The sequence below is a fragment of the Rhodoferax sp. PAMC 29310 genome (assembly GCF_017948265.1).
Lineage (GTDB): Bacteria > Pseudomonadota > Gammaproteobacteria > Burkholderiales > Burkholderiaceae_C > Rhodoferax.
Window position 1 is genome coordinate 1,940,099 of record NZ_CP072852.1, and the last position, 24,216, is coordinate 1,964,314.

The window sequence follows — 24,216 nt, forward strand, 5'->3', positions numbered from 1 at the left end:
AGATTCTGGAAACTTCGTATCCGCAGGTTCTATTTGGCTTGCCAAATGACTTTTTGTCCAGACGACTCCCATTTTTCATAGTTTGCGGAATAGATATCTTCGATCCGATTTCGTTTGACTTTGAAAGTAGGCGTAATGAGGTCGTTCTCGACGGTCCAGGCAGTGGTCACAACAACAATGCAGTTCAGCTGCTCGTGAGGGTCCAGTGTTGCGTTGATTACCTTCAGGTGCGAAGCCAACGAGCGCTCCAAATCCGCTTTGGCTGAAGGATCCGCTATTTTCGAGACAGTCTCTGGGTTGAGCATCACAATACCAAGCGGCTGCCCTAGATTTGCACCAGTCACAACACACGCCTCGACCGCTTCGTGCATGACTAATTTATCTTCAATGGGAGCAGGTGCCACGTACTTTCCCTTACTCGTTTTAAAGAGGTCCTTTACTCGCCCGGTAATGTGCAAATTGCCTTCTGAGTCGATTCGGCCTTTATCGCCAGTCTTCAACCATTTATCTTCAGTAAAAGCCTCCCGCGTCAAGTCCGGCTCTTTGTAATAGCCCAGCATCATGGCTGCACTTTTCATCTGAATCTCACCGGTTTGATCGTCAATTCGAACCTGCACGCCATCGTAGGCAGGTCCAACAGTTCCTTCCTGATTTTTCCCTGGCAGGGTCAAGTGAGAAACAGCCAAGTTTTCCGTCATGCCATAACCTTCGTTGACCGGCAACCCCAACTTGCGGTACCAGGCGAGCAAGGCGACTGGCATAGGTGCTGCGCCACCGGCAGCAATCCGGCATTGATCCAGCCCCAACGCCTTTTGAACTTTTCTGCGAACCAAGCCGCCAATAATTGGAATAGAGAGCAAACGACTCAACTTGGCGGGTGGCATTTTGTGGTGCACCCCTTGTTGAAATTTCACCCAAAGCCGTGGAACCGAAAAGAAAATGGTGGGCCTAGCCCGTTGAAGATCGGCCGCGAAGGTATCCAACGATTCAGCAAAATAGACATGCATACCGGTTCTCAGCCAGCCATGTTCAACCAGCACACGCTCAACAACGTGAGCCAACGGAAGATATGACAGCATTCTGTCGTCGGCACCCATCGTAATGCGCTGGATACCCTTGTCCAAGGCCCATGCGAAGTTGCCAAAGGTATGCATCACTCCTTTAGGCATGCCGGTTGTGCCCGATGTGTAAATTAGCGTGGCCAAATCATCAGCGTCGCGTGTCACATCACCTTTCATGGGTTCGCTTTTGGCACAGATCGCGTCCCAACCAACGTATCCCTTGACCGCATCCGGCGGAGACAGGGTGTAGCTGATACAAGGCAATCCAGTGGGAACACCGGGCTTCATTCCTTCCCAACCATCCAGCTTTCCAATAAAGCAGGCTTTTGCTTCGCTGTGCGCCAGAATTTGCCCCACCGTTTCCGAGGCCAAAGTTGGATAGAGCGGCACCGACACATACCCAGCCATCCAAATGGCAAGGTCACTCATCAACCACCAAGCGCAGTTTTTGGAAAGAATGGCGACTTTAGAACCGGGCTCCCAACCCTGCGTCTGCAAATGGGTGGCCATGCGCCGGACTTGATCAGCAACCTGAGACCAAGTGAAGTCAATCGCAACGCCGTCGCCCATCGGTTGAGTCAAGGCAATTCGGTCTGGCGCCGTTTTTTCCCAATGATAAAGACGCTGTAGGGCGAGCATTTCGGGGGATGCGTTAGTCATGTAGCAAATTCCTCAAGTTATTCGAGCAGCAACCGGATGGTCTACTCTGAGTATAGAAAAAAGTGCTACGTTTTGCGATGGGGATTTGCCCGGACTTACCCTGATGAATCCCCAGTTTAGATCTAGAGACCCAACACTCCGGAGAGGGTGGCGCTCGTTAAAGAAGCAGATACCAGACAGGTGCTGAGCGCCACAAACAAAAAAGCCCGCTGATGTTGAACCAGCGGGCTTTTTAGAGAAACCTAATCAATTAGCGATCAGTCTTATTGAAGCGCTTTTGGGCATCACGGGGAACAAAGACCTTACCACCGCCAGCGGGCTTGGAGAACGCAGGCTTGCGGGCACCAAAATCACCACGTGGCGCAGCGCCGCCCTCGTTACGAGATCCGGCAAAGCGATCATTGAAACCGCCTTTGCGCTCGTAGCTGAAATTCTCCGGTGCACCGCCGCTGCGGTTGTCACGCTGCGGAAAACCTGCATTGCCATTATTTTGGAAATCACCGCCACCCATACGCGGACCAGCAGCATTGCGGTCCTGGAAACCACCAGGACGGCCACCACCAGCGAAACCACCTGGGCGACCGCCGCCACCGAAGCCGCCAGGACGGCCACCGCCACCAAACTTGCGATCACGAGAAAAACTGTCGTTACCGCCACGACCACCCATGTTGCCGCCAGGACGTGAATCCGGGAAACGCTGTTGTGGCTCCAAGCCTTCAACAGTCTCGCCTTTGAAGGTGTGGTTGCTATGGTATTCAATGTCCATGATCTTGCGACGATCACGGAACTCGGCAAATGTCACAGCAATGCCATCCCGACCGGCGCGACCCGTACGACCAATGCGGTGCGTATAGTCTTCCGCTTTCATGGGCAGACCAAAGTTGAACACGTGGGTCACCGTGGGCACGTCGATACCTCGAGCAGCCACGTCGGTTGCTACCAGAATTTGCACCTGGCCTTGACGCAAAGCCATCAGGCGGCGATTGCGCAAACCCTGACTCAAGGCGCCGTGCAAGGCAACTGCAGAGAAGCCCTCTTGTTGCAGATCATTGGCCAAGCCATCGCACTCGATTTGGGTGCTGGCAAAGACAATCGCTTGATTGATCGTGGTGTCACGCAACCAGTGGTCCAGCAGTTTGCGTTTGTGCTGAGCGTTGTCGGCCCAAAACAGCTTCTGACTGATGTTGGCGTGCTTTTCTTGTGGCGAATCAATTTGCAGCTTCTGTGGCTCGCGCATCACACGGGAGGCCAGTTGCTGAATGCGCGGCGCGAACGTCGCGCTGAACATCATGGTTTGCTTGCGCTGAATCGTCAGCTGATTGATCTCGGCAAGATCATCGGAGAAGCCCAGATCCAACATACGGTCAGCTTCGTCAACGACCAGGAACTGAACTTGGTCCAGTTTGATTTGCATCGAACGCTGCAGATCAAGCAGCCGTCCGGGCGTTGCCACCACCAAATTGGCATTTTGTAGCTTGGCCAGTTGCAACTGGTAAGGCATACCGCCCACTACATTGGCAACACGCAAACCACGGCAATGCTGAACCAGGTCAATCGCGTCATGAGCGACTTGTTGAGCCAACTCGCGAGTTGGGCAAACAATCAGCGCGCCAGGTGCTGCAGGAGTGAAATGACGGGGATTGGTAGGATCCTTGCGCTTGGCACGCTTGGGAGGTGCCTCACCGTTGGCAGCAGCGTCGGCCACCGCTTGGTCGTAATCAGCCTTCTCTTGGGCTTCGGCTTGCGCACGCTGTGTCAACAGAGTGTGCAGTACGGGCAGCAAGAAGGCCGCTGTCTTGCCGCTTCCAGTCTGGCTGGACACCATCAAATCTATGAAACGAGCAGCTTCGCCAGAGGCGCTTTCACCCTGCATGGCCAAAGGAATGGTCTTTAGTTGAACTGTAGTGGGTTGGGTAAATCCCAGATCTTTCACGGCTTGAATCAACTCAGGAGCCAAGCCCAGAGTGACGAAGCCATTTGGCACTTCGGGAGTCTCTTTCACATCGGCCACGGGCGCGGTAACCACGTTGTCGACGACAGCGGAAATGTCATTGGAAATAATTTCGGCAGGCGAAAAGTCGCCTGTCGCTTGGATAGCGTCAGTCATGAATTTACTCACACGCGAGCACCGCAGGTTGTGCGATTGCCCCGTCAATGGTTAAAAAACATCAACCATCAAACGGAACCTGCTCTGACTCAAAAAATGAGTTCTATCAGCGCTGGGGGCCCTTCTTAAGCTGATTCAATTTGAACCGGCTCGGACCCAGTGAATGAAGGGAGATGTACAAATGTGCGTTGCTGTTTACAGCGCAGACTAGAATTATGCCATTGATTCGGGTTTACACCTAATCTTTTAATTTAAGAAATCGATCGCGATAGTGCTCGAGTTCGTCGATGGACTCATGCACATCGGCTAATGCCGTGTGTTTTTGCTGTTTTTTGAAAGCGCTGTGTACGTCGGGACGCCAGCGCTTGGACAGCTCTTTCAGGGTGCTCACATCAAGGTTGCGGTAATGAAAAAACTCCTCCAGCTTCGGCATGTACTTCACCAAGAATCGGCGGTCTTGCCCAATGCTGTTGCCGCACATCGGAGAGGCATTCTTTGGCACATACTGGATGAGAAATGCCAGAAGTTGGTCTTGCGCCTCTTCCTCAGTCAGCCGACTCTCCTTGACCTTCTCAATCAAACCGCTGCGTCCATGCGTGCCTTTGTTCCAGGCATCCATTTGATCCAGCTGTGCATCGCTTTGATGAACGACGAGCACGGGGCCCTCCACTCTCGACTCCAGTTGCGGGCCAGTGACTACAACTGCAATCTCAATGATTCGATCAACATCCGGATACAGGCCCGTCATCTCGCAATCCAGCCAAACAAGGTTTTGATCTGACTTGGCAAGTAGGGTGGGAGCTAAGGGGGAGTTAGTGGAGTCCATCATTGAATTGTCACCGATGGCCTAAACTTGGGCGCCATGCCCGCATCTCCCACCGCTCTCGACCCCTTTCTGTGGCTCACCCTTGTGTTTGCTGTCACGCTCACATTTGGGCTGTTGTTAAAACTTTTTCTTGCTTCCCGACAAATTCGCCACGTCGCTGAGCATCGTCATCAGGTACCCATTGCATTTGCCAACACGATCACGCTTTCCGCCCATCAAAAGGCAGCTGACTACACGCTGGCCAAAGCACGCTTGAGTCTCATTGAACTGGCCATTGGTGCAGGCATTCTCCTCGGCTGGACGCTGCTTGGCGGCCTGTCGTACCTCAACGTGTCGCTCATGAGTACGTTGGGCAATGGACTGACTCAGCAGCTCGCATTGATTTTTGCTTTTGTACTCATCAACGGATTGCTGGAGATGCCACTCGGCTGGTATCAAACCTTCGTGCTGGAGGGCCGCTTTGGCTTCAACAAGACAACACCCCGGCTGTGGCTGATGGATCTACTAAAGTCCAGTGGTCTGGGGGTGATGATTGGGTTGCCGATTTCCGCCCTAGTCCTGTGGGTCATGGATGCTTCCGGCAGCTTGTGGTGGTTTTGGACTTGGGCAGTATGGATGGGATTCAATTTGCTATTGCTATTGATCTACCCGAGCTTTATTGCCCCGCTGTTCAACAAATTCACGCCGCTGAGTGATGACGCCCTGAAATCCCGCGTCACTGCGTTGATGGCTCGCTGCGGCTTTGCCGCCGAAGGCCTCTATGTCATGGATGGGAGCAAGCGCAGCGCCCATGCCAACGCCTATTTCACCGGCTTCGGGGCGAGCAAGCGGGTGGTTTTTTACGACACCCTGCTTGCGAAACTGTCGCCTGACGAGGTCGATGCCGTGTTGGCCCATGAGCTTGGCCACTTCAAACACAAGCACGTCCTGAAGCGAATCGTGGCCATGTTTTCAATGAGTTTTCTTGGTCTGGCCCTGCTGGGCTGGCTGGCGACCAAGGTATGGTTCTTCACAGGACTGGGCGTTGACCCCAATTTGGACGCATCCAACAGCGCCCTGTCCTTGCTGCTGTTCATGTTGGTCATCCCGGTTTTCAGCTTTTTCATCAGCCCCTTGTTCGCGCGCCTGTCTCGACACCATGAGTTTGAGGCAGACAACTACGCCGTAGGAAAGACAAGCGGGCCAGCTCTGGCGTCAGCGCTGCTCAAACTGTATCAAGACAATGCTTCAACATTGACGCCTGACCCTATCTATGTGCAGTTCTACTACTCCCACCCACCGGCCTCGGAACGTCTTTCCCGCATGGTGGCTTGAGGCCATCCCATTTAACTCATCAATACGTCCATGACCTCCATGCTCAACAAAAAAGACTGGTCTGCCCAAACCAGACGCGCGCTGAACGCTGCGGAAATCGTAGCAAAACTGTCTCATATTGATGGCTGGCGCCTCAATGGCGATGGGCCCGCCGTAGCCATTGAGAAGACTTTCACATTTGCCAACTATTACGAGACCATTAGCTTCGTCAATGCAGTGGCTTTTATCGCCAACGCTCAAGATCACCACCCGGATATGTCGGTCCACTACAACCGATGCGTCGTACGCTTCAATACCCATGATGTCAACGGAATTTCTGCGACTGACTTCGAGTGCGCGACCCAGATCGAGGCTCTGCTAGCATGAGCGCCGTTAACAAGGCCCTTCGCTAATGGAACGCGCCACGCTTGACCGCGGCTTGATCATTGCCAACTATGGTCGGCACTTTTTGGTCGAAACCCCTGAAGGGAAGCGCCTCATTTGTCACTCCCGGGGCAAGAAAAGCCAAGGCGTGGTCGGAGACCGTGTAATGTGGCAGGCTTCGCGAGACGAAGGCACCATCGAAAAAATAGAACCACGGCGCAACTTGTTCTACCGCCAGGATGAGGTTCGAACCAAGTCGTTTGCATCTAACCTCGACCAGGTTTTGATCTTGATCGCTGCAGAGCCAGAATTCTCCAGCAGCCAACTATCCCGGGCACTGATTGCGGCAGAGGCCGAGCACATCACACCCATCATCGCGCTGAATAAAAGTGACTTGGTGGAGCCCTTTGCCCGTGCCTGGGAGTGGCTTCGCCCATATCGCCAGATGCACTATGGCGTGTTGCCCCTGTCTCTGCGCCAATCCGCCGACGTCGACCGTGCTGAGTTATTGAAGCTACTGCACGGGAAAACCACCCTTGTGCTAGGGCCCTCCGGTGCCGGCAAAAGCACCTTGATCAATTTACTGGCGCCCGGTGCGCTCGCGCAAACCGGAGAAATTTCCCAAGCACTCAATGCGGGCAAGCACACGACGACCAGCACGACTTGGTATTGGGTGGATGAAGATAAAACAACCGCCATCATCGACTCCCCCGGATTTCAGGAGTTTGGGCTGAATCACATTGATCCGGCCCAACTAGCGGCCTATATGCCGGATCTGAAACCCCATGTCGCCCATTGCAAGTTCTACAACTGCAGCCACCTTCACGAACCCACTTGTGGCGTTCGTTCTGCAGTCAAACCAGACGGTAGTCCTGATGGAATAAGCGCGAATCGCTATAAAATATATAGCGATTTATTCAATGAGCTAAGTCAGATTCGCAAATACTAGCTCAGAGGATCACAACCTTTCAACACGTCACCCACAGCGGTTAGTAACACGGCGCACTGATCTGGGGTGCCCATGGTGATGCGCAAGTATTGTTCAATTCGGGCTTGGTTGAAGTGGCGCACCAAGACGCTACGGTCCCTCAGCCCAGCCGCAATGTCCGCGGCATCGAAACGAGAGTGATGAACAAACACAAAGTTGGCAAGCGATGGCAGTACTTTGAACCCAAGGTCCTCCAAAGCTAGCGACACGCCATCCCGACTGCCAATGATCGCCTGACGGCTACGCTCAAAGTAGTCAGTGTCTTGGTACGCTGCAATTCCCCCGGCAATGGCCAGGCGATCCAGCGGATAGGCATTGAAACTGCTTTTAACCCGCGTCAAGGCCTCAATCAAGTGAGACTGCCCGCAGGAAAAGCCAATGCGCAACCTAGCCAATGAGCGCGACCTGGACAGCGTGTGAACCACCAACAGATTGGGATGCTCGGAAATCAGTGGAATCACACTCTCTCCACCGAAATCCACGTACGCTTCATCGACCAACACCACTCGATTCGGATGAAGGCGCAACAGGACCTCAATGCTTTTTGGTGCCAGCCCAATGCCGGTGGGCGCGTTCGGATTGGCAAGCACGACGCCCGCCACGGAGTCATCTGGTGATCGTCGGTAAGCATCAACGTCCAATGTCATCGCATCAGTCAATGGCACTGTTTCGACAGCAATACCGTACAAATTGCAATAAACCCGATAAAAGCCATAGTTGATGTCTGGCATCAACAAGGGGCAGCCCTGTTGATAGAACGCAAAAAAAGGCGTGTGCCAAAACCTCATCAGACCCATTGCCCAGAAAGACATTTGCGGCACTCAACCCATGGCGAGCGGCGATGGCGTCTCGCAGTCCAGTGGACTCGGGATCAGGGTACAGCTGCAAACCATTTTGAGCTTCATCCCGAATCGCCGAAATCACCCTGGGCGATGGAGGATAGGGGTTTTCATTGGTGTTGAGCTTCACCAAATTGGCGATTTTGGGCTGCTCCCCGGGCTCATGGGGCACTAGTTGCTGAACCGCAGGACTGAGGAATGAGGAATGAGTAATGAGGAATGAGACATAGTTGGTATCGAGTTGAACTCAAAAATCAAACACTTCATTCGACACCAGCGGGCGAGCGAGGTTCGAGTCGAAACCTAACCCAGCAAGCGAGCCAAGGTCAGAAGCGCCAACAAGACCATCCACATGACCACCGAGCGCCAAACCAGGCCGACAATGACCGCCAAATGCCCAAGCTCTGGCACCTGACCTTTCTCAGGATTGAGTGATCTTTCGACAACTCGAGCCGAGCTCTCTGGGTCGCCATCTTCAGTATCAAAAACTTGGGTTTCAACCCGGCCAAGGCGAACATTGACCGCCCCAGACGTGGCAGCAAGAACGACTCCATCGTTGGTTGCGCCCGGGCTGATCGCGTAGCTCCGCCATGCATCAATAGCTTCCTCAAAGCTCCCCACCACGGCAAAACTGATTGCTGTGATGCGGGCGGGAAGCCAGTCAATCACAAACCAGGCCTGCAGCGCTGCATTTTGCAATGCCTGACTGGCCGGTTGATGATGCTTGGTGCTCTTGTGCTGCCAATACCGGGCGACAAACTCACCCAGTCGATAAACGACCGCTCCGCTGGGTCCCAACCCCAAGGCCGCCAGCACTGAAAACCACGCCAACACACCAAAGACATGACGGTGCGCGGCCAGAACGGAGTGTTCAATTACATGACGAAGGATCTCGCGGCGAGGCAATTCACTCGCATCGATTTGCTGCCATTGGGCCAGCAACAGGCGAGCCCGGTCCTCCTCCCCATCTGCCAGGGCATCCCTGATTTCGGTGAAGTGGAAGCTGAACTGGCGGAAACCCAAAGTGGTGTACAAAACCAACACGCTCCAAAGCACGGCCAATGGCCATCCAACAAATGACAGGAGCACCCAGTAGATACCAAGCGACGCCAACGAGGGGCCAAGAACGGCGAAGGACCATGCCAAACCTGCATGGTGGGATTTTCCGGCGTCGAAGCTGCGACTGGCCCAGCGCACCCAAATGCGAATCACGCCGTGAATGGGGTTCCCTTTTCCGAGGGGGCGGGCCTGCTCAAGAAGCAGTGCGAGAAGCAGTGAAATAAAGCTCATTGAATCATCATAGCGGCAGGGTTTGGTCAAGCCGACAGCATGCGGTAAAAGTTGCGAAGCATTCCCGCGGTGGCACCCCAAATGTAGCGTTGCACAAGGCGATCCTGATAAGGCATGGAGAACCACTCCCGCCGCACACCTTCCCACTCAAAGCTGTGGCGCTGGTGATGAGATGGATTCATCAGGAACTCGAGCGGCACCTCAAAGGCATCTGCCACCTCAAACTCATTCAGCGCCAGGGTGAACCCAGGCACCACCAAGGCCACGACAGGCGTCACATGAAATGCAGAACCTGTCACATACAAAGGCATGGTCCCCAAGACGTGGACAAACGGGGAGGTGAGGCCAATTTCTTCATGAGCCTCACGCAAAGCAGTGGCGGTGGCATCGATGTCTTCTTTGTCAGCCTTGCCGCCGGGAAAAGCAATCTGCCCGGAATGTGATGACAAATGCTTTGTTCGCTCAGTGAGCAGCACCGTCGGCTGATCTCGCATGACGATGGGTATTAACACGGAGGCCCGCATAGGCTGGCGCGACGAAAAGCTTCGCTCTGTGTGAACCTCGGGCTCCCACAGCGGCTGAGAGTCGAACCGGCGCCTCAGAGCATCCGGTTGCAGCAATGCCAAGGGAACCGCTGGCAAATGGGCATCGACTCCATCCACAGGAATCATTCGGGGATCAAATTCCGGTAGTCGAGATACGGGTGCTGTTGAGTGGGTGTTGGTCAAAAAAACTGCTCTTTCCTGTTGGGCAATAAAAAAGCCGCCACAAGTCAAGACTTGGGCGGCTTTTGCAAGGCAGGCTGTATTAAGCAGCGACTGTCTTGACTTTGCGAGCTGGCAGCTTTTCTTTAATACGTGCTGACTTGCCGCTGCGATCACGCAGGTAGTAGAGCTTGGCGCGGCGAACATCACCACGGCGCTTCACTTCGATACCAGCGATCAATGGGCTGTAAGTTTGAAACGTACGCTCGACACCTTCTCCGCTGGAGATTTTGCGAACGATGAAGCCGCTATTCAGGCCACGATTGCGCTTGGCAATCACAACACCTTCATAGGCCTGCACACGTTTACGTGTACCTTCAACGACGTTGACGCTGACAACGACGGTGTCGCCAGGTGCGAATTCAGGAATAGTTTTCCCAAGACGAGCAATTTCTTCCTGCTCAAGAATTTGAATCAGATTCATATTTACCTCAAATGATCTTGGGTGCACCTGCGCCGGAATTGGAACAATGCTCCTCTGCAATTGCAGAAAAACGGCCACCTAGAGGATCGACTAGCCTTAAATTATAACCCGCAGAAAGGATGCATCCGCGCTACGCATTGGCTGCGGGGTGGGCCCGCAACGCAAGAAACTTTTCATCCTCAGTGCTGAGCAACCCTGCACTACGTGCTTGCTCAACCAACTCAGGGCGCTCGCGCCAAGAGATGAGCAATCGCTGCTCCCGTCGCCAGCGATCGATTTGGCCATGGTGCCCAGAAAGCAGCACATCGGGGACCGCATGGTCATGCCAAACCTCGGGGCGGGTGTAATGCGGGCAATCCAGAAGGCCATCCAGCACTGGGTTGAAGCTATCTTGCTGGTGGCTCCCCTCGGCATTCAAAACACCAGGCTGCAACCGTGCGATCGCATCCATCAGGGCCATGGCTGCGATTTCACCGCCAGACAGAACGAAATCTCCCAAACTCACTTGCTCGGTCACGTGCTCGTCGATAAAGCGCTGATCAATGCCCTCATAGCGCCCACACACCAGCACTGCGCCGTCGCTGGCGGCCCAGCGGGTCACCATCTCATGGTCAAGCGCCTTACCAATGGGGGAAAAGAGCACCACGGGCGCTGCATCTGCCCGTTGGTCTTGGATATGAGCAAGGCATCGAGACAGGGGCTCAGCCAGCATCACCATGCCGGGCCCACCGCCAAAAGGTCGATCGTCAACGCGCCGGTAATTGCCCTCGGCGAAATCACGGGGATTGGATAGCTTTACATCGACCTGACCGGACTCATACGCACGTCGCGTAATGCCGGTGGTCAGAAAGGGAGTAAATAGTTCTGGAAACAGCGTAATGACATCAAAGCGCATGACGTCACACCTAATAATCCGCTTGCCAGTCCACAAGAATGCGGCGCCCCGCCAAATCGACTTCGTCGACATAGACGGCAACGAATGGAATCATTCGCTCGAGCAATTTTCCCTCGTGGTCATAGTCGAGGAGCAACACCGTCTGCGCCCCTGTGGAGAGCAACTCCCGAACAACGCCCAATGCAACCCCTTCGCGATTGACGACATTCAAGCCAATCAAATCAACCCAGTAGTACTCATCTTTTTCAGCGCTAGGAAAGAGGGTGCGAGACACAAAAATTCGGGCACCGCGCAATGCCTCTGCCGAATTGCGGTCATCAACCCCGCTGGCGCAAGCGACCACTGTGTCGGAGTGAGTTTTCGCTTCTTTTATGGAAATCTGCCCCACACCGGAAAACGTCTTGGCACCTTTTTCTGAAGGCAGAATAAACCAGTGCTTGGAAGAAAAAAGCGCCTCAGGATCGGCGCTGTAGGGCAGTACTTTGAACCAGCCTTTGATGCCCCAGGCATCAGCGATGCGCCCAACTTCGATGGCGTCCGCCGGCAATACGGCGGCGTCGAGGCCAGGCAGCATCACAGCGATCAGGCCGCTTTTTTGGCAGCTTGGCTGACCAAGCGCTCAACCGTTGGGGATGCCTGAGCACCGACGCTGCGCCAGTAAGTCAGACGATCTTGAGCAATGCGGATGCCTTCTTCATTGGCAGTTGCGCTTGGATTGTAAAAACCAATGCGCTCAATGAAGCGACCATCGCGGCGGTTACGCTTGTCAGCAACAACAATATTGAAGAACGGGCGTGCTTTTGCACCGCCACGGGCGAGTCGGATGACGACCATGATTAATCCTTAGGGAGGCGAAATAAATTTCGCCATTGATTCAGCACAAATCCAGCGCTTGAGACACGCGACATGACCACCCGGCCAGCGACACACTGAATAGCCCACTAGTATAACCCGTATGAGTCCAAGCCACTGACTTAGCAAGACCAAGCTGCCAACCCCATTGGTGCGACAGCGCGTCGGCGACGGCTCATTGCTGGCAATCCGCACTGATTCGCCCACTCCGCACAAGGGCCAACATCGCTGCCCCCTAGAATCACCTTTCGGAATTTTTTCCAAACCTTACAGCCGACCCAGCACCTTTTGACATCCCAACCACTTCTCCCGATCCAACTCAATGAAAAATAAGACAACGGCATGCTGGCTTGCATTTATCGGTGGGCCATTGGGGCTACACCGATTTTATTTGCGTGGTTTGAACGACTTGCTGGGCTGGTTATTGCCCTTGCCGACGGCCATTGGGCTTTACGGCATTGAGCGCGTTCAGAAATACGGACTAGACGACCAATGGAGCTGGGCGCTGATTCCATTGCTCGGATTCACCATTGCCGGATGTGCATTGACGGCAATTGTCTATGGCTTGATGTCACCCGAAAAATGGAACGCGAAGTTCAACCCAAGCGCGCCATCAGATGCGGCAGCAGGAAACACGCGATGGTTGACCGTCGGAGCACTTGTCTTGGCGTTGCTGCTTGGGACGACAGCGCTGATGAGCAGCATCGCATTCAGCTTTCAACGCTACTTTGAATACCAGGTCGAGGAGTCCAAAAAAATATCCCAATAGGGTCCGCGACTTCAAAATAGTTGGAGGCTAACCCAATAGGCCATCGCTGCCATGAACGCGCTCGCTGGAATCGTCAAAACCCACGCCCAAACAATATTACCGGCCACGCCCCAGCGCACGGCACTGGCTCTTTGCACTGAGCCCACACCCACGATTGCCCCAGTGATCGTATGGGTCGTGGATACGGGAATGCCCAGGGCTGTTGCCAGAAACAAGGTAATCGCCCCACCCGTCTCCTCACAGAATCCGCCCACAGGCTTTAGCTTGGTAATTTTCTGCCCATGGTCTTGACGATTCGCCAACCGCCGAACATCGTTCCAACGCCAATAGCCGTGTAGCAGCACACAATGACCCAGGTCGGCGGAGATTGCTCTCCGGCCGCCGTGCAACCGGTGGCTATCAGCAGCATCCAAATGATGCCAATGGTTTTTTGCGCGTCGTTGCCACCGTGCCCCAAGCTATAAGCACCGGCTGACAAAAGCTGCAATCGTCGAAACCATTTGTCAGCTTTTAGCGGGCGCACCCGACGGAACAGACAGGCGACGAGCACCATCATCAAAGAACCCAAGAGGAATCCAAGTAGAGGCGACACAAGGATGAATGCCACGATCTTCAAAATTCCCGCCGTCAGCAAAGCACCGAAATCGGCCTTTGCCACGGCGGCGCCCACAATACCGCCAATCAGGGCGTGCGACGAACTGCTAGGGATCCCGCAGTACCAGGTTAAAAAAATCCAGACGATGGCCCCTACCATTGCACCGAACACGACATGGGTGTCGACGATGCCCGGCAACACAATGCCCTTCCCGACCGTCGCCGCAACGCTCAAGTGGAAAACAAAGATTGCCACAAAATTGAAGAATGATGCGAACAGAACTGCCTGTCCGGGACGAAGAACTCCCGTCGAAACCACCGTCGCAATTGAATTGGCCGCATCATGAAACCCATTCATGAAATCAAACAGAAACGCCAGGATCACCAACATGGCAACCACCCAGAATGCGGCTTGTACAGTTTCCATCGCAGAACCTGCCTGACTCAGGAGTTCTCGAGGATGATGCTCTCGATCAGATTGGCAACATCCTCACACTTATCCGTAATGGTTTCCAGCAACTCGTCAATTGCTTTGAGCTTGATCACTTCGCGAACGTCGGGCTCCTCCCGAAACAACTTGCTCATTGCCGTGCGCAATACACGATCAGCGTCACTTTCAAGCTGATCAATCTCCTCACAGGTCTTCAAAGCGGCGTCGGCGGTGTCGTGATCGGCAATTCGGTCGAGTAAACGCACGGCGTCGCGCAAGCGTTCGCAGCACCTCACGCTCAAATCTGTCAACTGAGTGATTTCGACAGTCATATGGCGCAAGTCATACAAGGCCATGGTTTCAGCGGAGTCCTGGATCAAATCCCCCCATCGTCCATCGCGTTGATCAAACTGTGGATTTGCTCTCGATCAATAGGTGTGATGAACGTCTTGAGAAGCGCCTTATTGACGTCGTGCGTCACTCGATCGGCTGCACGCTCTGCCTCATCCACTTCACTGTTGTATTTCTCTCTCAGCGCGACATCGCTGTAGTTCGCAACCAGCAAGGAAAACGCTCGAGCGACCTCAACAGTGCGGTCAGCATGCTGGTTGAACATCTCAAAAAAATCATCTTCACGTGGCAGCAATTTGGCAAAAAACACGGCCACCTCATCAAAAATGGACGAGTCAAATGGCTGACGATTTTTAAACTGCGCGGAGTTTACCCTCACACACATTGGGGTCTAACAACGGAAAACGCCCCACAGCCTTCGCTGCGGGGCGTTTGAATCGAGTCAATAGAACCCCTCCGGCAGAGCCGGGTGTTAAGCGGTTACGTCGGCTTTCACTGAAGCTGCCGCATCCACGTAATCTTTAACTTTGTCAAAGTTCAGATACTGGTAAATCGTGTCGCTAGCTGCCGTCAACACACCCATGTCCGCCAAGTACTCTTCCTTGGTTGGAATACGTCCCAATTTCGAGCAAATGGCAGCCAACTCTGCACTGCCCAAGTAAACAAAACTGTTCTTGCCCAAGCGGTTGGGGAAATTGCGGGTTGATGTCGAGAACACGGTCGCGCCCTCCTTCACCTGCGCTTGATTACCCATACACAGGCTACAACCAGGCATCTCCATGCGAGCCCCTGCCGAACCCAGGACACCGTAATGTCCTTCTTCAGTCAACTGCTTGGCATCCATCTTGGTTGGCGGTGCCATCCAAAGTTTGACGGGGATATCCCGCTTGTTCTCCAACAGCTTGGAGGCAGCCCTGAAATGCCCGATATTGGTCATGCAGGAACCAATAAAGACCTCATCAATCTTCGATCCCGCGACTTCAGCCAATGTTTTCACATCATCTGGATCATTGGGGCACGCCACGATTGGCTCGTGAATGTCGGCCAAGTCGATTTCAATGACAGCCGCGTAGTCAGCGTCCGCGTCGCCCTTGAGCAACTGAGGATCCTCCAACCACGCTTCCATGGCCTTGATACGACGATTGATCGTTCTCACGTCCGAGTAACCCTCCGAAATCATCCACTTCAACATGGTGATGTTGCTGTTGATGTACTCAATGATGGGCTCTTTGTTCAAGTGCACCGTACATCCACCGGCGCTGCGCTCGGCCGACGCGTCACTCAATTCAAACGCTTGCTCGACCTTCAGATCCGGCAAGCCTTCGATCTCCAAAACACGACCCGAGAAGATGTTCTTCTTGCCCTGCTTGGCAACGGTCAACAAGCCAGCCTGGATCGCATACAAAGGAATCGCATTGACCAGATCACGCAAGGTGATGCCAGACTGCATCTTGCCTTTAAATCGAACCAGCACGCTCTCCGGCATGTCCAAAGGCATCACACCCGTCGCGGCACCAAAGGCCACCAGGCCGGAACCCGCTGGAAAGCTAATACCAATAGGGAAACGGGTGTGACTGTCGCCACCGGTGCCGACGGTATCAGGCAGCAACATGCGGTTGAGCCAGCTGTGAATAATGCCGTCACCAGGACGCAATGGCACACCACCTCGTGTGCTGATGAAGTCCGGCAATTCGTGGTGCATCTTCACATCAACGGGCTTGGGATAGGCCGCGGTGTGACAGAAAGATTGCATGACGAGATCGGCACTAAAGCCCAGGCAGGCCAAGTCTTTCAGTTCGTCACGGGTCATTGGCCCCGTGGTGTCCTGTGAGCCGACGCTGGTCATCTTCGGCTCGCAATAGGTGCCAGGCCGCACGCCTTGCTGGTTGCCATTGACAACCGGAAGGCCACATGCGCGACCCACCATCTTTTGCGCCAACGTGAAGCCTTTCTTGGTGTCGACAGGGTTCTGCGGCAGGCGAAATTGTGTACTGACGGGAAGGCCCAGTGCCTCACGCGCTTTGGCAGTGAGTCCACGTCCAATGATCAAGGGAATGCGACCACCGGCACGCACTTCGTCAAACAGCACCTCACTTTTGACCGTGAACTCGGCAATGACCTTGCCGTCTTTCAATGCCTTGCCTTCGTAGGGACGAAGCTCAATCACGTCGCCCATGGCCATTTGGCTCACATCCAACTCAATCGGCAGCGCACCAGAATCTTCCATGGTGTTGTAGAAAATGGGCGCAATCTTGTTGCCCAAACACACACCACCAAATCGCTTGTTGGGCACAAAGGGAATGTCCTCACCGGTGAACCAAAGAACAGAGTTCGTCGCCGATTTGCGCGAAGAGCCAGTTCCAACCACATCGCCGACGTAGGCAACCAAGTTCCCTTTGGCCTTGAGGTCATTGATGAACGTCACAGGACCGCGCTTGCCCTCCTCCTCCGGGGTAACACCAGGTCGGGGATTTTTGTGCATGGCCAAGGCATGCATTGGAATGTCAGGCCGGCTGAATGCATCTGGGGCGGGTGACAGGTCATCCGTATTGATTTCGCCCTCGACCTTGAACACGGTCAATATGATGGACTCAGGCACTTGCGGGCGAGCGGTAAACCACTCAGCGTCCGCCCAACTCTGCATGACTTCTTTGGCGCGGGCATTACCTTTGTCGGCCTTTTCTTTCACGTCATGGAACTGATCGAACATCAGCAGCGTATTCTTGAGCCCGTTGGCGGCCACTTGAGCCACTTCAGCGTCATCCAACAAATCAACCATCGGGCTAATGTTGTATCCGCCCAGCATGGTTCCCAATAACTCAAGCGCTTTCTCGCGCGTGATCAATGCGCATTGTTCTGTACCATGAGCCACCGCAGCCAGATAGGATGCCTTGACTTTGGCGGCATCGTCAACGCCTGCTGGCACGCGATGGGTCAACAAGTCAACCAAGGTTGACTCCTCGCCCTCAGGCGGGTTTTTCAACAGATCAATGACTTCGGCCGTTTGCTTTGCGCTCAATGGCAAAGGGGGAATGCCGAGAGCGGCGCGTTCGGCAACATGGGCACGGTAGGCTTGCAACATATTCAACTCCTTACTTATCAATAAATTGGGTATTTCCGCTTGCCTGGTCTAGGCAAGCCGCTATCTAATTTGTAGCATTTAACGCTGGCGCATCGAGAATATTGGGAACCGGTGTTCGGATCAATGCATCGGTCACGGCCGCTTGTTCAGGACTCATGCAGGCATCCGCCAAGCGCTTACCTAGTTTTTGATTCATCAACATGGATTTATTGGCCACCTGTATCCAAACAGCTCCGGCTTGACGGTCTTCAAGCCGAATGGCGCCAGTACTGGTCGCAACGGGGTACATTTTGTATTTGTCACGCTTGATATGGACGTCAAAGAATCCCGGAGCAGTCGGGTCAGCGGTGACAGTCACAAACGCACCAAGCTCACACGGCATGCGTCCCTGGTAGACAACGTTGGCGATGGCCAACTCACTGGCTGCCTGCCCCATGACCAGGAAAGGAAACAGGCCGCACATTACCGAAGCCATTATTTTTTTCATCACGTCTCTTTGTTCGCGAGGTCACTGACCTCTACAAAAAACAACTGGACATCGCTGGGAATCGCTCGACCGGTTTGGTGCGCTCGTTCCAGAACTTGCCAGAAATAGCGATAGCTCGCGCGATCGTGAAGCTTTCCCGCAAAGGATATGGGCGCCCAATCGACTCGCCACGCGTTGCTGATGATATCTGCCGCCTCCTGAATCGCCTGCTCGGACGGGGAAAATGCCTCCAAAATGGGGCGTATCTGGGAGGGATGAATACTCCACATCCGCGTGTAGCCCAGCACGTGCGAAGCTTGGCGGGCTGCGATCTGAATCGCATCCATATCGCCAAACTCGGTCACAACGCAGTGTGAAGGAACTTTTCCATAGGCGTGACAGGCAGAAGCAATTTCCAACTTGGCACGCACAACCAATGGGTGAGAGAACTGGTCAAGTGAGCTACCACGTGCCCCGGTTTGAAAGCCCATGGCGCTGGCAGGAATCGCACCGCCATGGGCCGATACAAAGTCCATCAATCCGAAACTGATGGACTGAACACGTGAATGTGCCGCAATCTCAAAGGCGCGATGAATCGCAGCCGGTGACTCAATCAGGACATGCAATGGAAGTGGTGTGACACGCCCATTTCTGGCCGCCCATTGGTCCACCCACGTCACCGCCAAATCGACATCAGCAGCAGACTCCACTTTGGGAATCATTACATGGCACAAGGCCGTGCCGGCGCTACCCACAATGATCTCAACGTCTTGTGCAAAAGCGGGGTGATCAACCGGGTGCACCCGAGCGGCAACACGAGTCGCTATCACATCAATAGCACCCTGCGCCTGATTGGCAAGCGCTGCAACCATATTTGCATGATCTTTTTCGCCACCAACCGGTGCACCGTCTTCACAATCCAGGGTCACATCAAAAACGCAAGCTCCGAACTCTTCCGCCATTTCAGCTTGCAAGGCCAGACTTTTGCGCATCCGCGCTTCTACGCCGCAATAGTGATCACACACCGGCAACGGTGCCGCCACTGTGGCGCCGAGTAGAACGTCGCGCGGATGTCTCACAGACTGACCCAAGTGAACGTCAGAAAATTACAGCAAATGGGCAACGCCGGCTTGCTCGTCCTGCAACTCTTTCAAGGTCTTGTTGATGCACTCTTGGCTGAACGCGTCAATTGGCAAGTCCTGAACCACGGTGTACTCGCCGCCTTCGCAGGTCACAGCAAAACCAAACATCGTGTCCTGAGGGATACCGTATTGGCCATCCGACGGAATACCCATCGTGACCCATTTGCCGTTGGTACCCAGAGCCCAATCACGCATGTGATCAATGGCAGCGTTGGCAGCCGAGGCCGCTGACGACACACCGCGTGCAGCGATGATGGCGGCGCCGCGCTTGCCGACGGTTGGCAAGAATGTGTTGGCATTCCACTCTTGGTCGTTGATCATGTCCTTGACGCTGGCGCCGTTAATGGTTGCAAAACGGTAGTCCGCATACATCGTTGGTGAGTGGTTGCCCCAAACCGCCAGTTTCTCGATGTCAGCAACGGCGTTGCCGGTCTTGGCGGCAATTTGGCTCAAAGCGCGGTTGTGATCCAGGCGCAGCATGGCGGTGAAGTTCTTGCGTGGCAGGTCTGGCGCGCTCTTCATGGCGATGTAGGCATTGGTATTGGCAGGATTGCCAACCACCAATACTTTGACATTCCGGCTGGCAACGGCGTTAAGCGCCTTGCCTTGGGCGGTGAAAATCTCGGCATTGACCGCCAGCAACTCGGCGCGCTCCATGCCCGGTCCACGTGGGCGCGAACCGATCAACAAGGCGTAGTCAACGTCCTTGAAAGCGGTCATTGGGTCGCCATGGGCTTCCATTCCAACCAGCAATGGGAAAGCGCAATCCTGCAACTCCATCATCACGCCCTGCAAGGCTTGTTGAGGCTTCTCCATCGGGACTTCTAGCAACTGCAAGATCACAGGTTGATCTTTGCCCAGCATTTCGCCGGATGCAATGCGGAAAAGAATGGCATAGCCGATTTGACCTGCTGCGCCAGTGACCGCAACGCGGACGGGTTTTTTGCTCATGGTGGGAACTCCAGAAGTGTTGTGAAACGGGGATGTACCGGCCCAAACAGCTTGCTTGAACCGTCTTGAAATGCGCATCAATTTTACTCTGGAAAACCCTGACGAGTCAAACTGTCTTATGTCTTATATAAGAGATATGATTGACCTTGCTCGCACGCTTACGCAGAGCTGACCACGCATGCCTCAAACACCACCCGCATTTACTGACAAGACAACCATCACACCCAGTGAGGGTGCGGTGCCGAGCCTGCCGTCCACCCCCGCTTTCAGCCCGCTTTACAGGCAAATCAAAGGCTTGATCCTCAACAGCTTGCGACTCGGAGATTGGAAACCTGGTGAGGTCATTCCCAGCGAAATGGAACTTGCGGCTCGATTTCAAGTAAGTCAGGGAACTGTGCGAAAGGCGATTGACGAACTCGCCGCCGAAAACCTGCTGGTTCGCCGGCAGGGCAAAGGAACTTTTGTTGCGACCCACGCGGAACAACAAGTTCAATTCCGATTCCTCAAACTCGTGCCGGACACAGGCACCCCTGGCAGTGAGGGCCCAGCTCAGCGCGACATCATTGAATGCCGGCGCGCCAAAGCTAACGCAGACGTCGCGCGGGCACTGGCCTTGCGAACTGGGGATACCGTACTTCAGATCAGGCGCGTACTGAGTTTTGGCGGCACCCCCACCATTCTGGAAGATATCTGGCTGCCTGCAGCCGCCTTTAAAGGGCTGACCGCAGAACGCTTGGCCAATTACAAAGGTCCGACATACGCATTGTTTGAAACAGAATTCAATGTGCGAATGGTTCGCGCTGAGGAAAAACTACGCGCGCATGCCGCATCAAACGGTATTGACACGCTGCTAAAAGTAGCGTCAGGAACACCTCTGCTGTGCGCCGAACGCATCGCTTACACCTACAAAGACATCCCCATGGAGCTTCGACGCGGCTACTACCGCACTGATACGCACCACTACCACAACACCCTGAACTGAAATGCGTAGGCAAGACACAACAGACCGTCTAACACTTACCAGGAATCCATGCAATCAGAGTTAGCCAGCAGCCACCGCCTTTGGATCAATCACACTCCATCCAAGTGGCGCCACCGTTTGCAGACACGCATCCAAAATTAAATTCGCGCCGACTTCTGACAACCGACGGCAAACTACTGTAATGGCCGCGTCAGATAGCGCATTCAATGCACCATGATGGGGCGGCTTCAACAATTGCCGGGCCTATTTAGCCCTCAAAGCAGTCGGCTATTGCAAGCGCAAGTCGAGAACGATGTTGCATTGCAATAGAATTTCACCCGAACCCGCCCCTGCCGGTTACGAAGCAGTTACTCAAAACTTAGAAAGCCAAGTATGTCCGAATCAGCGACAAGCGCAGCAAAAAAACGGCCCGAGTTTCGCAACATCAATGCGTTCACCGACCTTCCTTCCTACAGCCTGCCGGCCGCCGGCATTGTCTCGATCCTGCACCGTATCAGCGGCTTCATCATGTTCCTGCTGATGCCGTTCATCATCTGGATGTTTGACACCTCGATTTCATCGGAAATTTCGTTCGGCAAATTCACATCAAGCTTCAATGCCGGCATGCTCGGCTTGCCTGGTTTCCTCTGGAAATTGGTCGCGCTGGGTTTGATTTGGGCGTATCTGCACCACTTCATTGCGGGTGTTAGGCACCTGTGGATGGACACCCACCACGATGCGGTGAGTAAAGAGTTTGGCAAGTCGTCTGCCATCTTCACACTGGCCGCCAGTGTGGGACTCACCGTGATTCTGGGCGCCAAGCTGTTTGGCCTGTACTAATTAGAAAGAACCCACCATGTCTGTCAATTACGGATCGAAACGCATTGTTGTCGGCGCCCACTACGGCGTTCGCGACTGGCTCGCTCAGCGGGTAACTGCCGTTCTTATGGCGCTTTTCACCTTATTGGTTCTGGCGCAAGTGATTTTTAGCAAAGGCCCCATTGGCTATGAGCAATGGGCCGGTATTTTTGCCGCCCAATGGATGAAGGTACTCACTTTCTCCGTCATCATTGCTCTGCTCTATCACGTTTGGGTTGGCATGCGCGACATCTGGATGGACTACATCAAGCCCGTCGGATTGCGTCTGGCCCTGCATGTTTTCACTATCGTCTGGTTGCTGGGCTGCGCGGGCTGGGGCATTCAAGTCCTGTGGCGCCTTTAAGGGCGACTCAAAGCTTCTCCGCCCAATCTGACGAACTAGATCCAAAGAAATATCATGACCGCTACATCCCAACTCCCCAAACGCAAATTTGACGTTGTCATCGTCGGTGCCGGTGGCTCCGGTATGCGCGCCTCGCTGCAACTGGCCCGTGCTGGTCTGAACGTTGCCGTTTTGACCAAAGTTTTCCCGACACGCTCACACACAGTAGCGGCCCAAGGCGGCATCGGCGCATCTCTTGGCAACATGGCCGAGGACAACTGGCACTTCCACTTCTACGACACGGTTAAAGGCTCCGACTGGCTCGGCGACCAAGACGCCATTGAATTCATGTGCCGTGAAGCACCCAAAGTCGTCTATGACCTAGAGCACATGGGGATGCCGTTTGACCGCAACCCAGACGGCACCATTTACCAACGCCCTTTTGGCGGCCACACCGCCAACTACGGCGAAAAGCCAGTGCAACGCGCTTGCGCGGCAGCTGACCGCACCGGTCACGCCATGCTGCACACGCTTTACCAACAAAACGTGAAAGAAAAAACCAGCTTTTTCGTTGAGTGGCTGGCCATGGATTTGATTCGCAATGAAGACGGTGACGTCGTTGGCGTGACCGCTCTTGAGATGGAAACTGGCGACGTTCACATTTTTGAAGCCAAAACCACCTTGCTCGCGACTGGCGGCGCAGGCCGGATTTTCGCAGCGTCTACCAATGCGTTCATCAACACAGGCGATGGCTTGGGTATGGCGGCTCGCGCCGGCATTCCATTGGAAGACATGGAGTTCTGGCAATTCCACCCTACTGGCGTCCACGGAGCTGGCGTCTTGTTGACTGAGGGCTGCCGCGGCGAAGGCGCCATTTTGCGCAACAGCGATGGCGAGCGATTCATGGAGCGATACGCGCCTGCCTACAAGGATCTTGCACCGCGCGACTATGTTTCACGCTGCATGGACCAAGAAATCAAGGAAGGCCGCGGTTGTGGACCCAACAAGGACTACATCAATCTGGACATGACGCATCTTGGGTCAGAGACCATCATGAAGCGCCTGCCTTCAGTCTTTGAAATCGGCCACAACTTTGCCAACGTGGACATCACGAAAGAGCCTATTCCCGTGGTTCCCACCATTCACTATCAAATGGGCGGGATTCCAACCAACATCAATGGCCAGGTGGTCGTGCAAAACGCCGAAAACAAGAGCGAAGTTGTTAACGGCCTTTATGCCGTGGGGGAATGCTCTTGCGTTAGCGTCCACGGCGCCAACCGCCTCGGCACCAACTCTTTGCTGGACTTGCTGGTGTTTGGCCGGGCGGCAGGAAATCACATTGTTGAATTCAATAAAACTGCCACGCACAAAGCGCTGCCAGCGGATGCCGCTGACGCGACTTTGGCCCGCATCGCGCGCCTGGACAACACTACAGACGGTGCCTATGCCCAAGATGTTGCGGATGAAATTCGCGCAGCCATGCAACAGCACGCCGGCGTGTTCCGCACACAGGCCTCGATGGATGCAGGCGTCACGAAAATCGCCGAATTGCGCGAAAAGGTGAAATCAATTGGATTGAAAGACAAGTCCAGAATTTTCAACACTGCCCGTATCGAGGCGCTTGAAGTAGAGAACTTGATCGAAGCTGCAGAGGCAACCATTGTCTCGGCTGCCGCACGGCGTGAAAGCCGTGGCGCCCATTCCGTCAACGACTATGGTGACACCCCTGAGCATCCCAATGGGCGCAACGACACCGAGTGGCACAAGCACACCCTCTGGCACAGCGCCTCCAACTCGCTGACTTACAAGCCAGTCCAGATGAAGCCATTGACTGTTGAGTCCGTGCCACTGACCGTGCGCAGCTTCTAAGTCATCGCCAAGCGAAT

At 54.3% G+C, this 24,216-nt stretch carries 23 protein-coding genes and 2 pseudogenes; 8 read left to right on the forward strand and 17 right to left on the reverse strand.

The genetic code is table 11. The features are described 5' to 3' along the window. Positions 1-29: 29 nt before the first annotated feature. From J8G15_RS08790 to orn, 3 genes are all read right to left on the reverse strand, one after another. Positions 30-1,721: an AMP-binding protein gene (locus J8G15_RS08790; RefSeq protein WP_210547110.1), complete on the reverse strand. Its 1,692-nt coding sequence runs from the start codon at positions 1,719-1,721 to the stop codon at positions 30-32. A gap of 250 nt (positions 1,722-1,971) precedes the next feature. Next, on the reverse strand, positions 1,972-3,828 hold the full coding sequence (locus tag J8G15_RS08795) for a DEAD/DEAH box helicase (protein ID WP_210547111.1): 1,857 nt from the start codon (positions 3,826-3,828) through the stop codon (positions 1,972-1,974). A gap of 238 nt (positions 3,829-4,066) precedes the next feature. Beyond that, on the reverse strand, positions 4,067-4,654 hold the full coding sequence (gene orn / locus J8G15_RS08800) for an oligoribonuclease (RefSeq protein ID WP_210547516.1): 588 nt from the start codon (positions 4,652-4,654) through the stop codon (positions 4,067-4,069). Positions 4,655-4,690: 36 nt separating this feature from the next. On the opposite strand from orn, the gene J8G15_RS08805 reads away from it, so the two are divergent. The 3 genes from J8G15_RS08805 to rsgA are packed head-to-tail and all read left to right on the forward strand — an operon-like array spanning position 4,691 to position 7,280. Further along, complete coding sequence (locus J8G15_RS08805; RefSeq protein WP_210547112.1) at positions 4,691-5,968, forward strand: M48 family metallopeptidase; 1,278 nt, start codon at positions 4,691-4,693, stop codon at positions 5,966-5,968. Positions 5,969-5,998: 30 nt separating this feature from the next. Further along, positions 5,999-6,334 carry a 4a-hydroxytetrahydrobiopterin dehydratase gene (locus tag J8G15_RS08810; protein ID WP_210547113.1) on the forward strand — a complete coding sequence of 112 codons (336 nt, stop codon included), beginning with the start codon at positions 5,999-6,001 and terminating at the stop codon, positions 6,332-6,334. Between the two features lie 25 nt (positions 6,335-6,359). Beyond that, entirely contained in the window at positions 6,360-7,280 is a 921-nt protein-coding gene (gene rsgA, locus J8G15_RS08815) for a ribosome small subunit-dependent GTPase A (RefSeq protein WP_210547114.1), read from the forward strand. Here rsgA and J8G15_RS08820 read toward each other — a convergent pair. The 8 genes from J8G15_RS08820 to rpsP form a co-directional block, all read right to left on the reverse strand. Next, a complete protein-coding gene (locus J8G15_RS08820) occupies positions 7,277-8,050 on the reverse strand; it encodes a histidinol-phosphate transaminase (protein WP_370627525.1) in 774 nt (257 codons plus the stop codon). The two genes, rsgA and J8G15_RS08820, sit on opposite strands and share 4 nt — an antisense overlap. Beyond that, on the reverse strand, positions 7,971-8,330 hold the full coding sequence (locus tag J8G15_RS22090; protein ID WP_370627526.1) for an aminotransferase class I/II-fold pyridoxal phosphate-dependent enzyme: 360 nt from the start codon (positions 8,328-8,330) through the stop codon (positions 7,971-7,973). The genes J8G15_RS08820 and J8G15_RS22090 overlap by 80 nt, the downstream gene beginning before the upstream one ends. 131 nt (positions 8,331-8,461) lie before the next feature. Continuing rightward, the gene (locus J8G15_RS08825; RefSeq protein ID WP_210547115.1) at positions 8,462-9,448 is read right to left on the reverse strand and encodes a CobD/CbiB family protein; all 987 of its coding nucleotides are present in this window, start codon (positions 9,446-9,448) and stop codon (positions 8,462-8,464) included. Positions 9,449-9,474: 26 nt separating this feature from the next. After that, entirely contained in the window at positions 9,475-10,119 is a 645-nt protein-coding gene (locus tag J8G15_RS08830) for a CoA pyrophosphatase (protein ID WP_210547116.1), read from the reverse strand. A gap of 136 nt (positions 10,120-10,255) precedes the next feature. Further along, positions 10,256-10,636: a 50S ribosomal protein L19 gene (gene rplS, locus J8G15_RS08835; RefSeq protein ID WP_210547117.1), complete on the reverse strand. Its 381-nt coding sequence runs from the start codon at positions 10,634-10,636 to the stop codon at positions 10,256-10,258. Between the two features lie 130 nt (positions 10,637-10,766). Continuing rightward, complete coding sequence (trmD, locus tag J8G15_RS08840; protein ID WP_210547118.1) at positions 10,767-11,531, reverse strand: tRNA (guanosine(37)-N1)-methyltransferase TrmD; 765 nt, start codon at positions 11,529-11,531, stop codon at positions 10,767-10,769. 10 nt (positions 11,532-11,541) lie between these two features. Further along, positions 11,542-12,105: a ribosome maturation factor RimM gene (rimM, locus tag J8G15_RS08845; RefSeq protein WP_210547119.1), complete on the reverse strand. Its 564-nt coding sequence runs from the start codon at positions 12,103-12,105 to the stop codon at positions 11,542-11,544. 8 nt (positions 12,106-12,113) lie between these two features. Further along, entirely contained in the window at positions 12,114-12,365 is a 252-nt protein-coding gene (rpsP, locus tag J8G15_RS08850) for a 30S ribosomal protein S16 (RefSeq protein WP_210547120.1), read from the reverse strand. Between the two features lie 340 nt (positions 12,366-12,705). Here rpsP and J8G15_RS08855 point away from each other — a divergent pair, with 340 nt between their 5' ends. Beyond that, a complete protein-coding gene (locus tag J8G15_RS08855) occupies positions 12,706-13,152 on the forward strand; it encodes a TM2 domain-containing protein (RefSeq protein ID WP_210547121.1) in 447 nt (148 codons plus the stop codon). Positions 13,153-13,163: 11 nt separating this feature from the next. On the opposite strand, the pseudogene J8G15_RS08860 reads toward J8G15_RS08855, so the two are convergent. The 6 genes and pseudogenes from J8G15_RS08860 to J8G15_RS08885 form a co-directional block, all read right to left on the reverse strand. Next, positions 13,164-14,173: pseudogene (locus tag J8G15_RS08860) on the reverse strand (anion permease). Between the two features lie 17 nt (positions 14,174-14,190). Beyond that, positions 14,191-14,837, reverse strand: a pseudogene (locus tag J8G15_RS08865) (DUF47 domain-containing protein). Between the two features lie 162 nt (positions 14,838-14,999). After that, the gene (locus tag J8G15_RS08870) at positions 15,000-17,609 is read right to left on the reverse strand and encodes a bifunctional aconitate hydratase 2/2-methylisocitrate dehydratase (protein WP_210547122.1); all 2,610 of its coding nucleotides are present in this window, start codon (positions 17,607-17,609) and stop codon (positions 15,000-15,002) included. A 64-nt stretch (positions 17,610-17,673) separates the two neighbouring features. Next, a complete protein-coding gene (locus tag J8G15_RS08875) occupies positions 17,674-18,096 on the reverse strand; it encodes a hypothetical protein (RefSeq protein WP_210547123.1) in 423 nt (140 codons plus the stop codon). After that, the gene (locus J8G15_RS08880) at positions 18,096-19,154 is read right to left on the reverse strand and encodes a CoA ester lyase (RefSeq protein ID WP_240538491.1); all 1,059 of its coding nucleotides are present in this window, start codon (positions 19,152-19,154) and stop codon (positions 18,096-18,098) included. Before J8G15_RS08880 ends, J8G15_RS08875 begins: the two co-directional genes overlap by 1 nt. A 27-nt stretch (positions 19,155-19,181) precedes the next feature. Then, on the reverse strand, positions 19,182-20,168 hold the full coding sequence (locus J8G15_RS08885; protein WP_210547125.1) for a malate dehydrogenase: 987 nt from the start codon (positions 20,166-20,168) through the stop codon (positions 19,182-19,184). A gap of 178 nt (positions 20,169-20,346) precedes the next feature. Here J8G15_RS08885 and J8G15_RS08890 point away from each other — a divergent pair, with 178 nt between their 5' ends. The 4 genes from J8G15_RS08890 (at position 20,347) to sdhA (ending at position 24,199) form a co-directional block, all read left to right on the forward strand. After that, complete coding sequence (locus tag J8G15_RS08890) at positions 20,347-21,150, forward strand: GntR family transcriptional regulator (RefSeq protein ID WP_210547126.1); 804 nt, start codon at positions 20,347-20,349, stop codon at positions 21,148-21,150. A gap of 372 nt (positions 21,151-21,522) precedes the next feature. Then, complete coding sequence (gene sdhC, locus J8G15_RS08895; RefSeq protein WP_210547127.1) at positions 21,523-21,969, forward strand: succinate dehydrogenase, cytochrome b556 subunit; 447 nt, start codon at positions 21,523-21,525, stop codon at positions 21,967-21,969. A gap of 16 nt (positions 21,970-21,985) precedes the next feature. Continuing rightward, a complete protein-coding gene (sdhD, locus tag J8G15_RS08900) occupies positions 21,986-22,351 on the forward strand; it encodes a succinate dehydrogenase, hydrophobic membrane anchor protein (protein WP_210547128.1) in 366 nt (121 codons plus the stop codon). A 54-nt stretch (positions 22,352-22,405) separates the two neighbouring features. Beyond that, positions 22,406-24,199 carry a succinate dehydrogenase flavoprotein subunit gene (sdhA, locus tag J8G15_RS08905; RefSeq protein ID WP_210547129.1) on the forward strand — a complete coding sequence of 598 codons (1,794 nt, stop codon included), beginning with the start codon at positions 22,406-22,408 and terminating at the stop codon, positions 24,197-24,199. Positions 24,200-24,216 lie beyond the last annotated feature (17 nt).

Coding starts and splice junctions, on each gene's coding strand:
- J8G15_RS08790 (WP_210547110.1), bottom strand. CDS start 1,721: ATGACTAACGCATCCCCCGAAATGCTCGCCCTACAGCGTCTTTATCAT.
- J8G15_RS08795 (WP_210547111.1), bottom strand. CDS start 3,828: ATGACTGACGCTATCCAAGCGACAGGCGACTTTTCGCCTGCCGAAATT.
- orn (WP_210547516.1), bottom strand. CDS start 4,654: ATGGACTCCACTAACTCCCCCTTAGCTCCCACCCTACTTGCCAAGTCA.
- J8G15_RS08805 (WP_210547112.1), top strand. CDS start 4,691: ATGCCCGCATCTCCCACCGCTCTCGACCCCTTTCTGTGGCTCACCCTT.
- J8G15_RS08810 (WP_210547113.1), top strand. CDS start 5,999: ATGACCTCCATGCTCAACAAAAAAGACTGGTCTGCCCAAACCAGACGC.
- rsgA (WP_210547114.1), top strand. CDS start 6,360: ATGGAACGCGCCACGCTTGACCGCGGCTTGATCATTGCCAACTATGGT.
- J8G15_RS08820 (WP_370627525.1), bottom strand. CDS start 8,050: ATGCCAGACATCAACTATGGCTTTTATCGGGTTTATTGCAATTTGTAC.
- J8G15_RS08825 (WP_210547115.1), bottom strand. CDS start 9,448: ATGAGCTTTATTTCACTGCTTCTCGCACTGCTTCTTGAGCAGGCCCGC.
- J8G15_RS08830 (WP_210547116.1), bottom strand. CDS start 10,119: ATGATTCCTGTGGATGGAGTCGATGCCCATTTGCCAGCGGTTCCCTTG.
- rplS (WP_210547117.1), bottom strand. CDS start 10,636: ATGAATCTGATTCAAATTCTTGAGCAGGAAGAAATTGCTCGTCTTGGG.
- trmD (WP_210547118.1), bottom strand. CDS start 11,531: ATGCGCTTTGATGTCATTACGCTGTTTCCAGAACTATTTACTCCCTTT.
- rimM (WP_210547119.1), bottom strand. CDS start 12,105: ATGCTGCCTGGCCTCGACGCCGCCGTATTGCCGGCGGACGCCATCGAA.
- rpsP (WP_210547120.1), bottom strand. CDS start 12,365: ATGGTCGTCATCCGACTCGCCCGTGGCGGTGCAAAAGCACGCCCGTTC.
- J8G15_RS08855 (WP_210547121.1), top strand. CDS start 12,706: ATGAAAAATAAGACAACGGCATGCTGGCTTGCATTTATCGGTGGGCCA.
- J8G15_RS08870 (WP_210547122.1), bottom strand. CDS start 17,609: ATGTTGCAAGCCTACCGTGCCCATGTTGCCGAACGCGCCGCTCTCGGC.
- J8G15_RS08875 (WP_210547123.1), bottom strand. CDS start 18,096: ATGAAAAAAATAATGGCTTCGGTAATGTGCGGCCTGTTTCCTTTCCTG.
- J8G15_RS08885 (WP_210547125.1), bottom strand. CDS start 20,168: ATGAGCAAAAAACCCGTCCGCGTTGCGGTCACTGGCGCAGCAGGTCAA.
- J8G15_RS08890 (WP_210547126.1), top strand. CDS start 20,347: ATGCCTCAAACACCACCCGCATTTACTGACAAGACAACCATCACACCC.
- sdhC (WP_210547127.1), top strand. CDS start 21,523: ATGTCCGAATCAGCGACAAGCGCAGCAAAAAAACGGCCCGAGTTTCGC.
- sdhD (WP_210547128.1), top strand. CDS start 21,986: ATGTCTGTCAATTACGGATCGAAACGCATTGTTGTCGGCGCCCACTAC.
- sdhA (WP_210547129.1), top strand. CDS start 22,406: ATGACCGCTACATCCCAACTCCCCAAACGCAAATTTGACGTTGTCATC.